Genomic DNA, 15,018 nt, shown 5'->3' on the forward strand with positions numbered 1-15,018 from the left:
GTTGCCGTTAGTCTCGTATGCGGTGGGTGATCCCCATCGTCATCGCCATCGACAGCCTTCGAGGAGCTCCCATGACCGACAGTCTTCATTCCCGCATGCACGTCGTCTCCGACGAGACTCGCAACCTGGTCAATCTGGTCCTCGAATACTCCCGACGCCGCACTCTGGCCGAGGACACTCCACTCGATCATCCGACTTCGGAGACCGAGCTGCGCAGGCTGGCCGGACCCACCGTCACCGAGGAGGGGCTCGGGTCCGCGCGGGCCCTGGCGATCTTCGAGCACATCTTCGCTCCCGCCTGCATCTCCACGGACCATCCGAAGTACCTGTCTTTCATTCCCAGTGCGCCGACGAAGGCCGCTGTCGCCTTCGACCTCGTCGTCTCCGCCAGCGCCCTCTACGGCGGCTCCTGGCTCGAGGGTGCCGGAGTCGTCCACGCGGAGAACGAGGTTCTGCGCTGGCTGGCCGGAGAGTTCGGGCTGCCTGAGGCTGCAGGGGGAGTGTTCGTCCAAGGCGGGACGATAGGGAACCTGTCCGCACTCGTGGCTGCACGCAATGCGCAGAAGGAGAAGCTCGGCACGGCCCGCCCGGGGCGGTGGGTGATCGTGTGCAGTGCCGAGGCCCACTCATCGGTCGCCTCGGCGGCTGAGGTCATGGACGTCGACATCGCTCCCGTGGCCACGGGCGAAGACGGGATCCTGCGCCCCGAGGGGGTGCGCGAGGCGTTGGCCGAGCACGGCGATGCCGTGATCGCGGTTGTGGCCACCTCGGGGACGACGAACTTCGGCACGATCGACGACATCGCTGGGATCGCCGCGCTCAAGGACGAGTTCGACTTCTGGCTCCACATCGACGGCGCCTATGGTCTGGCCGCGATGCTCTCGCCGCAGGCACGCCACAAGTTCGCCGGAGTCGAGCGGGCCGATTCGCTCATCGTCGACCCGCACAAATGGCTCTTCGCGCCCTTCGACGCCTGCGCACTGATCTACCGGGATCCGAATCGGGGACGGCGAGCGCACACACAGAAGGCCGAATACCTCGATACGCTCACCGACGCGCAGGACTGGAGTCCCTCGGACTTCGCCATCCAGCTGACCAGGCGGCCTCGCGGACTGCCGCTGTGGTATTCGCTGGCCAGCTATGGTGCCGAAACGTACCGGGAGGCGATCGGACATTCGATCGATCTGGCTCGACAGATCGCCACCGAGATCAAGCGACGGGAGCATCTGCGGCTGGTGCGCGAGCCCGAACTCTCGGTCGTCGTGTTCGAACGCGACGGTTGGCAGCGGGCGGACTATGACGCGTGGTCGGACCGTCTCCTCGAAGACCAGCGCGCCTTCGTGGTGCCCAGTTCGCACCAGGGGAGACCGAATGCCCGATTCGCGATCGTCAATCCGCTGACCACGTTCGACCACCTCACCGATATCCTCGATTCGATGGAGTGAGACTCGGGGCGCCTGCAGCTCAGTCGTCGCCGGTTTCGTCGGTCGTCGACGGCATCGAACGTGGGCGCAGCTCGACGGTGAAGGCAGGGAGGAGCGCCTGGGTGATCGGGCCGATACCCAGCGCATAGAGGACCGTGCCGACGCCGACGACTCCGCCGAGCAGCCAGCCGAAGGCGACGACGCTGACTTCGATGAGGGTGCGCACCAGTCGGATCGACCGGCCGGTGACTCGGGAGATGCCCGTCATCAGTCCATCGCGCGGCCCCGGCCCGAATTGGGAGCCGATGTACATCGCCGAGGCGGCCCCGTTGAGGACGACGCCTGCAGCCATGAGCACGATGCTCCATCCGAGGTCTTCAGGCCGCGGCAGAAACAGACGGGTGAGGTCGAGTGCGGGCCCGACGAGGAGCGCGTTGAGGATCGTGCCGATGCCCGGCTGTTGGCGCAGTGGAATCCAGATGAGCAGCACGAGGAAGGCCAGAATGGTGATGATGGTGCCGAAGGTCAGCGGCACATGGTTCTGGAGGCCAGAGTGGAGGACGTCCCACGGCATCATGCCGAGACCCGCGTTGACCATCATCGCCATGGAGGCGCCGAAGAGGTAAAGGCCGAGGAGCAGCTGGGGGAAGCGTCGCCACAGTCGTCCTCCGCGCAGCTGTTCGATGGGGCCGACGTTGGCGAGCTGACGTTTCGGTGCTCTCATCGTTGTCATCCGGTGGCTTTCTGTGGGCTGCGATCAGGGTGGCACCTCCATCATGGCCGAAATTGGTCTTGTGGGAAATAGCCAGTTGCGGGAAAGTGGTCTCATGAGGATTGCCTTGTGAACACACCGGTCGTGGGCGCGAAGCGCATCGTGGACGTCATCGGCAGCGGTCCGTGGAAGGCGCCGGTCTTCGAATCGCTTGCCGCAGCACTGGCCGCAGCGATCACCGACGGGCGCATCCAGGTCGGGGCGAGGCTGCCGAGTGAGCGGGAACTCGCAGTCGCGATCGGGCTGTCGCGGACGACGACGGGGCGTGCCTATGCACAGCTGCGGGACCAGGAGTACATCCTGACTCGACGCGCTTCCGGCAGCGTTGTGCAGCTGCCCCGTGTTCCCGGTGGTCGCATCGATCATCTGCTCTCACCTGCGGGAGCGGATGACACGGAGATCGACCTCACCTGCACCGCGCCGGCCGCCTCCCCGAACATCCTCGAAGCCTATGAACGGGCACTGTCGCGATTGGGCGCCTACCTCCCAGGGACCGGGTACTATCCTTCGGGTCTTCCGGTCCTGCGTGAGATCATCGCCGATCGGCACACACGGCGGGGCACGCCGACGGACCCCGACCAGATCCTCATCACGTCCGGGGCATTCGGCGGAGCGGCCATCGCCGTCCGGGCCCTCCTCGACGTCGAATCGGGTGAGTCCACACGCCGAGGCGGAACGCGGGGGACCTCGCGAGTACTCATCGAAAACCCCACTTACCCGAACGCGATAGCCACCCTCGAGTCTGCGGGGGCCACACTGGTGACCTATCCGCTCGAGTTCGGGCCCGAGGGACATCACTGGGACATCGATGCCATGGAGCAGCTGATGCGCCAGACGCGTCCGCGCAGCGCCTATCTCATCCCCGATTTCCACAATCCGACCGGCGCGCTTCTGACCGAGGCCCAGCGCCCGGGCCTGGCAGAGGCTCTCCGCAGGAATCGTGTCGTTCCGGTGTTCGATGAGTCGCTCGTCGAACTGGGGTTGGACGACGGCCCGACGACGACCCCGATGTCTGCACTGATCACTGACTCGGTGACCGTCGGCAGTATGAGCAAGATCTGCTGGGGAGGACTGCGCATCGGTTGGATGCGCATTCCCCGCCGCCGAGTCGAACACTTCGCCTCCTCCCGCCTCGAACTCGATCTGGGAGCACCGGTCCTCGAGCAGCTCGTGACCGTTGAGCTCATGGGGAACCATGACGCGATAGTCGCCGACTGCCGCTTTCGGCTCAGAGCTGCTCGCGACATACTCGTCGCGCAGGTGAGGTCCTGGGTTCCCGAGTGGAAGCTCTTCGTCCCCTCCGGCGGTATGGCCCTGTGGGCCGAACTGCCGGAAGCGCGTTCCGGAGTGCTCTCGATCGCGGCCAGGAACCATGGTCTGCGGCTCGTCGCCGGACCGAACTTCGCTCCGGTCGGCGGGCTCGACCGGTGGATCCGGCTTCCCTATACGGTGCCGGAGACCGAATTGGAGCAGGTGGGGCCGCGATTGGCCGCGGCCTGGGAGGACGCCAAATCGATGACCGGGCGGGGACCGACCGCTCGGGCCCGCATCGTGGCGTGAGCACCGCATGCACGGGCACAGAACCTGAGTACGATGACAATATGGGAGACGACAACGGACTCAATCACGACGAACAGTATTCGACGGCAACGACGGTCGAGGAATTCCGAGCCAATATCGCAGGGGTGGAGCGCCGGATAGCCGCTGCCGCCGAGCGTGCCGGGCGGGACCGAACCGACATCGAGCTGCTGCCCGTGAGCAAGACCGTTCCCCAAGAGCGCATCCGCCTCGCCGTCGCCGCCGGCTGTGCGAAGCTGGGAGAGAACAAGGTGCAGGAAGCCCACCGGAAATCGGATGAGATGGCTGATCTCGACATCGACTGGGCGGTGATCGGGCATCTCCAGTCGAACAAGGCCAAAGACGTGGCGGAGTTCGCAGGCGAGTTCCAGGCCCTCGACAGGCTCAAGGTCGCCAGAGCCCTCGACCGACGGCTCCAAGCGCAAGGGCGAAGCCTCGACGTGTACGTCCAAGTCAATACGTCCGCCGAGGATTCCAAATTCGGCATGCCCCCGGAAGAACTCCTCGGCTTTCTCCGAGATATTCGAGCATTCGAGTCCCTCAAGGTGCAGGGGCTGATGACCCTGGCGATCCTCTCTTCGGACATCGACCGCGTCCGTCCCTGCTTCCAGCTGCTGCGCAGCCTGCGTGACCGGGTTCGCGAGACCGATCCTGACCTGCTCGGCCCCGCTCGGCTGTCGATGGGGATGTCCGGTGACTTCGAAGTCGCCATCGAAGAGGGAGCGGACTGCGTCCGCGTCGGCCAAGCCATTTTCGGCAGACGGTCGTTGCCGGATTCCCACTACTGGCCCGAATCCGACTGATCTTCTGATCCGAATTGTCGACTCCTCCACATTCGGGGCCGGAGCGAAATGCCTCATGTTCGGCGAAGCACTCCCGCAGTTTGTCGGTCCGGACACTCTGGTGGTTCGGCGGCGCGGCGTTCGGAGTCGTCCTCGGGGCCGGCATCACCGGCTTCGCCGCTCTCGCCGAAGCAGCATTGGCCCCGTGCCTCATCGTGCTGCTCTTCCTCACGTTTCTCGACATCCCGTTCGACACAGGGATGCGCGCGGTTCGCGATCTGCGTTTCCTCGCGGTGGTGGCGGCTTTGAACTTCCTCGTCGTCCCATTGGTCGTCGCCGGTCTCATTGCGGTCTTCGACATCGCTGATCCTCTGCTGCCGGCGGTGCTCATCGTGCTGCTGTGTCCCTGCATCGACTATGTCATCGCATTCACACGTGCTGCCGGGGGTGCTGCTGATCTGCTTCTGACGTTGACTCCCGTGCTCATGATCGCACAGCTGCTGTTGCTGCCGGTGATGCTGTGGGCGATCACCGGTGGCCGGCTGAGCGTTGATCTGCCCGTCCGTCCGCTGGCCGGCGCACTGCTGCTGTTCATCATCGTCCCGTTCACGGCTGCTGTACTCGTTCAGCGGATCGTCCGGTGGGCACCGAGACTGGTCGGGGCCGTCGATGCGACCACGCGTCTGATGGACCCCGCGATGACCGTGACGCTGCTCGTCATCACTGCCGCTGTCATCCCGATGATCGCCGGATTCGCCGGACAGTTGGGAATCGTGGCCATCGTCTTCGCAGTCTTCGCGGTCGGCATGACCGCGATCGGATGGTGCGTCACAAGGCTGCTTCATCTTGGGCCACGCCGGTCACGCGCCGTGATTCTGTCAGGAGTGACGCGCAATTCCCTGGTCATGCTCCCGATTGTGCGTGCGATCACCGGCGAGGGGATCGGTCCCGCGGGGGTCGTGACACAGACACTCGTCGAACTGCTGGCTATGCTCGTCCTCGTCCGCTTCCTGCCTCGTCTGGTCCCAGGCACTGCCGTGTCTGAAAACCGCTAGTAATTGTTCCGTTCGGGGCAGAGAATGGGACTATGTTCACGTCCGATCAGTGCTATCAGGCAGTCACGTCCCGTGACCGACGCTTCGATGGGATGTTCTTCACCGCGGTGCGCACCACCGGGATCTTCTGCCGTCCGTCCTGTCCGGCAAAGACGCCGCACCGGGCGAACGTTGACTTCTTCATCACCGCTGCCGCAGCCGCAGACGCAGGTTTCCGTGCCTGCCGGAGATGCCGGCCCGATGCGAGTCCGAATTCGCCGCAATGGGATACTCGCGGTGACATCGTCGCCCGGGCCGTGCGGCTCATCCGGGACGGTGCCGTAGATCGTGGGGGAGTCGCGTCTGTGGCCGCCGCGCTCGGCTACAGCTCCCGACAGCTCGGCAGACTCTTCCATGCCGAAGTCGGTGCCGGGCCTCTTGCCCTGGCCCGCACGGAACGTGTGAGAACAGCCCGCACTCTCATCGAAGCCACCTCGATGCCGATGAGCGAGATCGCCTTCGCGGCAGGCTTCTCCAGCATCCGACAGTTCAACGAGACATTTCGCGACATGTATTCGATCAGCCCGCGACAGCTGCGCACCGCAGGTGCCGAACATCCGGTGACCGACGAACTCGTTCTCAGACTGGCGTACCGTCCCCCGTTCGACTTTGCGCATCTGCTGAAGTACTTCGAGATGAGAGCCGTGGCCGGGATCGAATCGATATCAGACGGTGCCTACACGCGCTCTATGAGGTTGGCCCATGGACCAGCCGTCATCACGCTGCGGCAAGGCGCAGGAGACTTCATCGCGTGCCGCCTCCGGTTGGCCGACACCCGCGATCTGGGCAGCGCCGTGGCCCGTGCCAGGCGCACTCTCGATCTCGACGCCGACCCCGTGGCGATCGCTGAGACCCTCAGATCCGCGGGGCTTCGCAGCGTGGTCGATGAGCTGCCTGGAATCCGGTCGCCCGGACACAGTGATCCCGTAGAGTTGGCGCTGCGGACAGTGCTCGGTCAGCAGATCTCGTTGTCCGCGGCTCGCACCCACTTGGAGCGACTCGTCGCCGGCACCGGAGAAGCGCTGTCGACGGAGATGATCGTCGACGGTGTGGATCGGCTCTTCCCGACCGCAGAATGCATCGCCGCGGTCCCCGCAGAGAAATGGTCCCTGCCGGCCAGCCGCATCCGCACTATTCAGTCGCTGTCGACGGCGATGGCAGATGGCAGGCTGGATCTCGGTCCCGGAAGCGACCGCGACGCTGCGAGCATGAATCTGCTTGCCCTCCCCGGTATCGGTCCATGGAGCAACGGCTATATCCGGATGCGCGCCCTGGGCGATCCGGATGTGTTCATGGGCTCCGACCTCGGAGTGAAGAAGGCCGTTGCCGAACTCGGCGGGAATTCAGTCTCCACAGGTGACTGGTCCGAGACAGTGAGAAAGTCCAGTCCCTGGAGGTCCTACCTCACCCACCTGCTCTGGGCCCATCACGCTCATGCTGCGCGGACCTGACCACTCGCGACCATCAACGATCGACAGCGAAGAATCATACTCAGGCACAGAGGAGACACAGATATGACTACGTCGAACACGACAATCTCTGACACCGGCAGCCCAACCGTCGTGACGGGAGCTCTCCGACTGCCGACAGCCTCGGCGCCGGTGTACACGACGATCCTGGACACAGAACTGGGATCAATTCTGGCCACCTCGGACGGAATCTGCCTCACGGGCCTCTACCTGGAGGTGTCCGACGAGATCGATGCGCGGTTGCGCAGAACCTTCGGCAGCGATCCGACGCCGGCGGGGGATCTGGAGATCTTCCACCGCACAGAGACGCAGCTGGGGGAGTACTTCGCGGGCAGACGCACTCGGTTCGATCTGCCGCTTGCGGCAAAGGGCACTGAATTCCAACGCTCGGTGTGGCAGGCACTGACCCTGATCCCCTTCGGCCGCACCGCCGGGTACGGAGAGCTGGCCGGGAACTTGGGACGCCCCGGCGCCGCACGGGCCGTCGGAGCCGCCAATGGGAAGAACCCCATCAGCATCATCGTTCCCTGCCACCGCGTCATCGGCGCCGACGGATCAATGACCGGCTACGCATGGGGAGAGGAGAAGAAGCGCCACCTCCTCAACCTAGAATCCTCCCCCTGATTGCTACCTGACGGGGGCTCAGCAACCTGGCGCCAGGTTGCTGAGCCCCCGTCAGGTAGCAGAGAAGGGTGGGGACGACGAAAGGCCGAAATCCTGATTCGGATTCCGGCCTTTCAGCGGTGGAGGTAAGGGGATTCGAACCCCTGACCTTCTCCATGCCATGGAGACGCGCTACCAACTGCGCCATACCCCCGCTTGCCTGATCAATATTACCCACGTGTGGGTGAGAGACCAAATCGGCGGAGAGTGACGCTCAGCACAGAACGTGCCGTTGTTTGGAGACACTGCCCGAGTCCGCAGACTCGGGCAGTGGTGACTCAGATGTATGGCCTGACCTGGCTGAGGTAGCGCACGATGTCCCGTTCGCGCAGTTCACGGACACGCTGCTCTCGAGCGTGTTCGCGCAGGCGGCTCTGTTGGCGACGGGCCGCCTTCTGGCGACGGTCTTCGGTGCTTGGAGCTGGGCGGCGAGCCCAGCGGATGAGCTTCATCCCGGTGCTCAGGGCCCAGCGGCGTGGATAGGTGAATGGGAATGTGGTCGACACAATTCTTCCTCGTGGTTTTCAGGCAGGGGATATCCGCAAATAGGCAGGAGATATCCCGGAATGGCGATCAGATAGACAGAATCCGAAAATGTCGCATCAATGACAATGAATCACCCGACAATGGGTGCACCGCAGAAAGGCAGAGGACCGCCACTGTGGCAAGGTGTCATTGAAATGACAGGTTCATCGAAATGGCAACGAAACTCGAAAAGGCAGTGGACTCGGAATGATGGGCAACGCTGCGAACGTACACAGTCATACCGTGACTATCCGCGGTGACAGCAGATCAGAGTCCGAACTCAACGAGTCCGTCGTGGTGTGTCTGGGTCAGAGGTTGCTGCGTGCGGTGGTGCAGCACTGCAGGCTAGCCGAAATGACTTGGACACATGCCAGGCGTGAAAGATGCCGGATCTCAGGCAACCGGTGGCTCAGGGGACAACGGCGGCCGGAAGCCAACCGGTGGAAAAGACGTGAAAGACGGCTGTATCAGCCGACGAGTCCTTGTCCGCCAATCGGGCAGGCAGCATATTCATGCCGACGTGTTCGAAGGTCGGGGCATGCAAGAGAATTAAACATCGAAACTGCTCTCCTTTCATGGTCGTGGATCTCGTGGGGACGGCGTCAGCGTCCTCTATTGTCAATATACAATCAGGGTGATGTCTGCGAATCCGTAATTGCACTGTCGAATTTAGCACAGCATTCAATGCCTGTGGGAGTTTTGTTCATTATTTTCTCAAATTATTTCGATTGGAATGCTCGGGCACGAAGGACCGCTCCCGAAATCGGCAGTTCGAAGCGCCGTTTGCGCCGACGTAGAATCGAGGGAGAAGTGCATCAGTCGGACGCGCAGCCTCAGGAGTTGAGAATGTCAGAGACCGCCACCACCAGACGTCTTGTCGTCGGATACATCGCCACGGATCGGGGCCGGGATGCGATCTCGCTGGCCATCTCGATCGCCCGCTCCATCGATGTCGAGCTCGTGGTCACCATCGTCCGCCCGGAATCGGCGACGATCCTCGCCGGCAGCGCCGTGCCGAAGGACGGTGCCGGAATCGTGGCCCAGCAGATCGACGACTGGCTCGACGAGGCCCTGGCTCTCATTCCCGATGACGTCAAGGCCAGGGGTGCCATCCACATCGCGTCGAACGAGTCGAAGGGCCTCATGGAGGTCGCTGAGAAAGAAGGCGCCCTGGGCATCGTCATCGGCGCCCGTGCCACCACCCTCATGCGGCAGCTGCGCATCGGCACGGTCGCCTCGTCGCTGCTGCATGCATCGACAGTGCCCGTCGTCCTCGCTCCCTCGGGGAAGTCTGATATCGGGCCGATCTCGCGCGTGACCGCACTCTACGGTGCTCGTCCAGGTGCTTCGTCACTCATCGGCGCAGCAATCGAATCGGCTTTCGGCCTGGGAGTCGACCTGCGACTGCTCTCACTGATCGAGGACGACGGACTCTATGACGACGAGGTCGCCGAGATCACCGAATTCGCCGAACAATACGGGGGAGCGGTGCTGGCCGACCAGGCTTCGGAGATGCTCGCCTCGGGGCGGGCAACAGTGAAGTCGAAAGCGGGGGCCGATATCGAAGAGGCTGCCGAGGCCATCGAATGGCAACCCGGTGACCTCGCATTCATCGGCTCGAGCCGGCTCGGCCGCGGAGGCAAGGTCGCCATCGGTGCGCGAGCCCGTCGTCTGCTGCGTGTACTGCCCGTGCCCGTCGTGGTCGTTCCCCGCCGTGCGGTCAGCTCCGTATACACCACCGAAGCCGGCTGAGTTGCGGTCACGGCCATCACAGCGAATCGACATTCGCCTGGGTTCGCACAGCACGGCCGCATGGGTCTATCCGGGGGACCGTCAGCAGCGCCCTCTGCTGATGGTGCACGGGTTCCGAGGAGACCATCACGGAATGGACCTCATCGCCGGCAGCGTCACCGACCGCGAGGTGATCGTCCCTGATCTGCCCGGGTTCGGGCTCACTGCGCCGCTGGACTCGGGGTCCTCGCTCTCTGCGTTCGTCGACTACCTCGTGGCCCTTCGTGCCGATATCGGTCGGCAGACAGGGGCGACGCCGATCCTCGTCGGTCATTCGTTCGGGTCGATCCTGGTCAGCCACCTCGCGGCTCGGCACCGTGAGTCGGTCGACGAGCTCGTGCTCATCAACCCGATCACCAGTCCCGCATTGGAAGGGCCCGCACGGTTCCTCACCGCGGCGACCCGCGTGTACTACGCCCTCGGTGCGCGACTGCCCGAGCGCGCCGGTCGCTGCCTGCTGAGCAATCCTGCGATCGTGCGGGCCATGAGCATGGCCATGGCCACGACCCGCGACCCCGGGCTGCGCCGGTTCATCCATGACCAGCACGGCAGGCACTTTTCGTCGTTCGCCGACCGAGGATCCCTGTCGGAGGCCTTCGCGACGTCCGTCGCTCACACCGTCACCGAGGTGGCCGACCACCTGACGATGCCCACGCTCGTCATCGCCGGGGACAAGGATGCAATCGCCCCCATCGAACCCACCCGAGCATTCGCCGCGGAGCTCGCCGATGTCGAATTCGTGGAATTGAGCGGGGTAGGCCACCTCGTACACTACGAGCGATCGGAGGAAGCCGCCTCGGCGATCATGGAATTCTGCCGGCGACGACTGTCACGGGGAAGCACGAACTGAGCACGGACGACGAAGGGCCGCTGCGCATCAGCGCAGCGGCCCTTCGTGAACCTGCCGGGGGATCAGCCGCGAGAGTCGCGGGCCCAGCGGTAGACGATCGGTACGAGGAAAGCGAAGCTCGACGCGAGCAGACCGCCCCAGAACACCCAGAACTCGGTTCCCTCGGGTGAGGAGAACGAGGCTCCGAAGAGGTAGAGCCCGAACAGGAAGAGCGCGAAGGCGAAGACGAAGACGATGACATCGGCAAACGATGCGGAATTGCGGGTTCTCTTCGGGGCGGCGATATTGGACATGGTCTCCTCCGGCGATGTTTCTGGTGGTCAGCTGACTCTCAGCCACAGTCTACATCGCGTAGAGGACTTTGCTCATCTCCGGTCGTGCTCGGCGCTTCTGTCCGGGACCAGCCATCCGAGCAGGGCGGAGACGATCGAGACGATGATCGCCGCGAGGATGGCGGAGAAGAAGAACGAATCGATGCTGAACTCGAAGGGTGTGAACCCGCTGAGCCAACTCGTCAGGGCCAGCATGATCGCATTGATGACGATGGAGAACAGGCCCAGAGTCAGACACGTGATCGGGGCGGAGACAAAGCTGAGGATCGGTTTGATGAAGGCATTCGCCAACCCGAAGATGAGGCCGATGACGAGGTAGGAGATGATCATCGCCGGAATGGCTCCGGCCTGCTCCTCGACGACCCGGTTCCCTGTGATCGTCACGCCCGGCAGAATCCAGGCGGCCACCCAGATCGCACATGCGTTGACGATGACGCGAGACAAGAAGTTCATATCCGTCATCCTCGCAGACCGATCTGCGTTCTTTCTGAGTCGGGGATGGGAATGGGGTCCGTGCATTGGTGACGAAGCTCAACGTCTCCTGGTTCGCTTCCACTCGAATCGAGTGGCCAAACGCAGTAGCCTGAAGGGGAACCGTCCGGTTCGACTTTCTCCGACCACCAGAGTGCATCTACCGAGTGATTTGATCCAGGTCACCACGGCGGCACGACCTCCCGGACGATCGGGAGCAGAAACTGGATTGATATGACTGACAGCGATTTTCCCGCCCGGGCTCGGCATTCTTCCGGACAGCCGTCCTCACCGACTCTGTTCTCGGCCGTCGGCCGCAGCTACTTCCCGATCGCGTTCGTCGCCCGCATGCCGTTCGCCATGATCGTCGTCGGCGTCCTCACGCTCGTTGTGGCGGGCCGCGGATCGCTGAGCCTGGGCGGAGTCAACTCCGCCATGGTCGGATTGGGCACGGCACTGTTCGGCTCGTTCATCGGCGCGGCAGCCGATCGGTGGGGGCAGCGCTATGTTCTGCTCATCGCCGGTGTCCTCAACTGTTTGGCCCTGACCTTCATGGCGTGGGTCGTATTCAGTCCGCTGCCCGACTTCGTCGTCTTCATCGCCGCGTTCGCGATCGGCGCCACTTCGCCTCAGGTGGCACCGATGTCACGCTCACGGATCGTCGACATCGTCTTGACGACACTGCCGTCGCCGAGGCGGCCGAAGGTCCTCAACGCCACGATGGCCTACGAATCCGCCGCCGATGAGGTCATCTTCGTCTTCGGACCCTTCCTTGTCGGACTGTTGGCGACGTTCTTCAATCCGGTCGCCCCCATCATCGGGGCGATCGTGATGACGCTGATCTTCGTCTCGGCATTCGCCCTGCACCCGACGGGTCGGGCACGCTCGACGGGGACGTCGAACAGCCTCGGCGAGCGCGCACCGGCAAAGGACATGTTCACCGCCGGAGTCTTCGTCATCATCCTCGGCGTCTTCGGCGTCGGAATGGTGTTCGGATCCACCCTCACGGCACTGACCGCCCTGACCAATGACATCGGCCGGCCGGAGGAAGCCGGCCTCATCTACGGGGTGATGGGCATCGGCTCGGCTGTGTTGGCCATCTCGGTGGCGCTCTTCCCGGCAACGTTTGCGCTGTGGGCACGGCTGTTGTGCTTCGCGCCGATCCTGGTCACGGGATCGGTCATCCTCGCGTCGACGGAATCGATGCCGATCATCGTCCTGGCCCTGCTGCTCATGGGAACGGGAATCGGGCCGAGCCTCGTCACCCTCTTCAGCCTCGCAGCCGAACGGGCCCCGCTTGGTCGTTCCGCGACGGTGATGTCGATGGCAGGATCGGCGATCATCGTCGGCCAATCGGTGTCCTCGGCGATCAACGGCATCCTCGCCGAGGATCAGGGGACGGCTGTGGCGATGGCTGTCCCGGTGGCCGCCTCGGTGATCGTTCTGTGTGCCGGAGTGCTCAATCTGATCGTCGGCAGACGTGACGATCGGAAGGCGGCCAAGCGGTCGCGACAGCGCGTGTCTGAGGCCGCAGAAGAGATCTGAATCACTCTGACTTTCCGCTTTCTGGGACGCTGTGTCCCAGTGTCTGCCTGGGGTGACCGCGGGATGGCCGAGGAGTAATATATCCGCTGGTCCATCGTGAAACAGCACACGGAACGTGGCATTTCACACCACTACGGAAAGCACACAATGTCTTCAAGCACCTCGACGACCGAGGCAGTCCGCGGCGATACCCGCTTCTTCGGACACCCCCTGCCGCTCTTGCAGCTGTTCAGCCTGGAACTGTGGGAGCGCTTCTCCTACTACGGGATGAACGGTATCCTCGCCCTCTACCTCTACTTCAGCGTCACTGACGGCGGCATGGGGATGGAGCAGGGCACAGCCGTGGGGATCGTCGGTGCGTACGGCGGTGCGGTCTTCCTCGCCACGATCCTCGGCGCCTGGGTCGCCGACCGTCTCGCCGGAGCAGAGAAGGTCCTCTTCTACTCCGCGATCATCATTATGATCGGCCACATCTGCCTGGCGCTCATCCCCGGCTTCGGGGGAGTGGCAGTCGGTCTCATCCTCGTCGCGCTCGGGTCCGGTGGTCTGAAGGCGAACGCCTCGGCGCTGGTCGGCGAACTCTACGAAGAGAAGGACCCGCGTCGTGACGCCGGCTTCACGATCTTCTACATGGGCGTGAACATCGGTGCGCTCATCGGCCCGCTGCTCACCGGCCTTCTGCAGCAGAACATCGGCTTCCACTATGGATTCGGAGCCGCCGCCGTCGGTATGGCTCTCGGTCTCATCATCTATCTCACCGGTCGCAAGAGCCTGCCGCCGGAATCCCGTGTTGCAGTCAATCCGCTGCCGAAGAACAAGCTCTACCTCTTCACCGTGGCCGTCGTGGTCGTCATTCTCCTCGCCGTCATTCTGTGGGTGACGAAGATCGTCAATCCTGAGAATCTCGACTGGTGGATCGCTGGAATCTCTGCCGGCGCGGCCGCCTGCTACTTCATCGTCATGTACACTTCGCCGCAGACGAACTCCGACGAGCGCTCTCGAGTGCTCGCATTCATCCCGTTCTTCATCACAGTTGTGGTGTTCTGGTCGATGTATCAGCAGATCTTCGGCGTGCTCACTGTCTACTCGGACACTCAGCTCAACCGGTCGATCTTCGGCTGGGAGATGCCGATCAACTGGATCCAGCTGATTCCCGCCTTCTTCGTCATCGTCTTCGCACCGCTGTTCGCGACCATGTGGATGAAGCTCGGCCCGAAGCAGATCTCGACGCCGGTCAAGGCAGGCCTGTCGCTCGTGTGCATCGGCGTCGGATTCCTCATGTTCCTGCCCTTCGCGGGCGCCGGTCCCAATGAGACGCCGCTGCTGTGGGTCGCCCTGATTCTGGCTGTCTTCGTCTTCGGTGAGCTGCTCATCTCGCCGGTCGGGCTGTCGTTCTCGACGAAGGTCGCTCCGAAGGTGTTCCAGTCCCAGATGATCGCCGTGTTCTTCCTCGCGTCAGGTGTGGGAACGGCGCTGTCCGGTGTGCTCGGCGGGTACTTCGACGCTGCCAACCAGGCACCATACTGGCTGTCGGTCGGCGGTTCGTCGGTTGTGCTCGGTCTGCTCGCGCTGACCTTGACGAAGCCTATGCTCAAGCTGCTGCGCGGAATCCGCTGACGCTTCTGGCAATGGAATCTGACCAGGGAATCTGGTCCGTGAAGGCCCCTCGAATAGGTGTGTTCGAGGGGCCTTCGGCGTTCCCGGAGGCGCATCACCCACCGC

14 protein-coding genes and 1 tRNA gene are annotated in these 15,018 nt (G+C 63.5%); 10 read left to right on the forward strand and 5 right to left on the reverse strand.

What is annotated here, in order from left to right; all coding sequences use genetic code 11:
• Positions 1–71: 71 nt before the first annotated feature.
• A complete protein-coding gene (locus EB835_RS09120; RefSeq protein ID WP_135809157.1) occupies positions 72–1,445 on the forward strand; it encodes a pyridoxal phosphate-dependent decarboxylase family protein in 1,374 nt (457 codons plus the stop codon).
• Between the two features lie 19 nt (positions 1,446–1,464).
• Here the strand turns inward: EB835_RS09120 and EB835_RS09125 are convergent, their stop codons facing one another.
• Positions 1,465–2,148 (reverse strand): membrane protein YczE, encoded by a 684-nt coding sequence (locus EB835_RS09125; RefSeq protein WP_346763147.1) that lies wholly within the window; start codon positions 2,146–2,148, stop codon positions 1,465–1,467.
• A gap of 117 nt (positions 2,149–2,265) precedes the next feature.
• Between EB835_RS09125 and EB835_RS09130 the strand changes: the two genes are divergently transcribed.
• The 5 genes from EB835_RS09130 to EB835_RS09150 all read left to right on the forward strand — a co-directional run bounded on the left by EB835_RS09130 (position 2,266) and on the right by EB835_RS09150 (position 7,743).
• Entirely contained in the window at positions 2,266–3,756 is a 1,491-nt protein-coding gene (locus EB835_RS09130; protein WP_240688650.1) for a MocR-like transcription factor YczR, read from the forward strand.
• A gap of 41 nt (positions 3,757–3,797) precedes the next feature.
• On the forward strand, positions 3,798–4,577 hold the full coding sequence (locus EB835_RS09135) for a YggS family pyridoxal phosphate-dependent enzyme (protein ID WP_135809159.1): 780 nt from the start codon (positions 3,798–3,800) through the stop codon (positions 4,575–4,577).
• A gap of 80 nt (positions 4,578–4,657) precedes the next feature.
• A complete protein-coding gene (locus EB835_RS09140; protein WP_168216681.1) occupies positions 4,658–5,611 on the forward strand; it encodes an arsenic resistance protein in 954 nt (317 codons plus the stop codon).
• 32 nt (positions 5,612–5,643) lie between these two features.
• Positions 5,644–7,101 carry an AlkA N-terminal domain-containing protein gene (locus EB835_RS09145; protein WP_135809161.1) on the forward strand — a complete coding sequence of 486 codons (1,458 nt, stop codon included), beginning with the start codon at positions 5,644–5,646 and terminating at the stop codon, positions 7,099–7,101.
• A 63-nt stretch (positions 7,102–7,164) separates the two neighbouring features.
• Complete coding sequence (locus EB835_RS09150) at positions 7,165–7,743, forward strand: methylated-DNA--[protein]-cysteine S-methyltransferase (RefSeq protein WP_135809162.1); 579 nt, start codon at positions 7,165–7,167, stop codon at positions 7,741–7,743.
• Between the two features lie 120 nt (positions 7,744–7,863).
• On the opposite strand, the gene EB835_RS09155 is transcribed toward EB835_RS09150, so the two are convergent.
• Together EB835_RS09155 and EB835_RS09160 are read right to left on the reverse strand one after the other, a co-directional pair.
• A tRNA-Ala gene (locus tag EB835_RS09155) sits at positions 7,864–7,936 on the reverse strand.
• 124 nt (positions 7,937–8,060) lie between these two features.
• A complete protein-coding gene (locus EB835_RS09160) occupies positions 8,061–8,288 on the reverse strand; it encodes a hypothetical protein (RefSeq protein WP_135809163.1) in 228 nt (75 codons plus the stop codon).
• 865 nt (positions 8,289–9,153) lie between these two features.
• On the opposite strand from EB835_RS09160, the gene EB835_RS09165 reads away from it, so the two are divergent.
• Together EB835_RS09165 and EB835_RS09170 are read left to right on the forward strand one after the other, a co-directional pair.
• Positions 9,154–10,059, forward strand: a complete 906-nt coding sequence (locus EB835_RS09165) for a universal stress protein (protein WP_135809164.1) — start codon at positions 9,154–9,156, stop codon at positions 10,057–10,059.
• A complete protein-coding gene (locus tag EB835_RS09170; protein WP_276605996.1) occupies positions 10,022–10,948 on the forward strand; it encodes an alpha/beta fold hydrolase in 927 nt (308 codons plus the stop codon). The genes EB835_RS09165 and EB835_RS09170 overlap by 38 nt, the downstream gene beginning before the upstream one ends.
• Positions 10,949–11,010: 62 nt before the next feature.
• Here EB835_RS09170 and EB835_RS09175 read toward each other — a convergent pair whose 3' ends face one another.
• Together EB835_RS09175 and EB835_RS09180 are read right to left on the reverse strand one after the other, a co-directional pair.
• Positions 11,011–11,241, reverse strand: a complete 231-nt coding sequence (locus EB835_RS09175) for a hypothetical protein (RefSeq protein WP_135809166.1) — start codon at positions 11,239–11,241, stop codon at positions 11,011–11,013.
• Between the two features lie 72 nt (positions 11,242–11,313).
• Positions 11,314–11,733 (reverse strand): phage holin family protein, encoded by a 420-nt coding sequence (locus tag EB835_RS09180; RefSeq protein ID WP_135809167.1) that lies wholly within the window; start codon positions 11,731–11,733, stop codon positions 11,314–11,316.
• 252 nt (positions 11,734–11,985) lie between these two features.
• Here EB835_RS09180 and EB835_RS09185 point away from each other — a divergent pair, with 252 nt between their 5' ends.
• On the forward strand, positions 11,986–13,296 hold the full coding sequence (locus EB835_RS09185; RefSeq protein WP_135809168.1) for an MFS transporter: 1,311 nt from the start codon (positions 11,986–11,988) through the stop codon (positions 13,294–13,296).
• Between the two features lie 147 nt (positions 13,297–13,443).
• The gene (locus EB835_RS09190; protein WP_135809169.1) at positions 13,444–14,913 is read left to right on the forward strand and encodes a peptide MFS transporter; all 1,470 of its coding nucleotides are present in this window, start codon (positions 13,444–13,446) and stop codon (positions 14,911–14,913) included.
• Positions 14,914–15,018 lie beyond the last annotated feature (105 nt).

The sequence above is a fragment of the Brevibacterium sp. S22 genome, assembly GCF_004745485.1.
GTDB lineage: Bacteria > Actinomycetota > Actinomycetes > Actinomycetales > Brevibacteriaceae > Brevibacterium.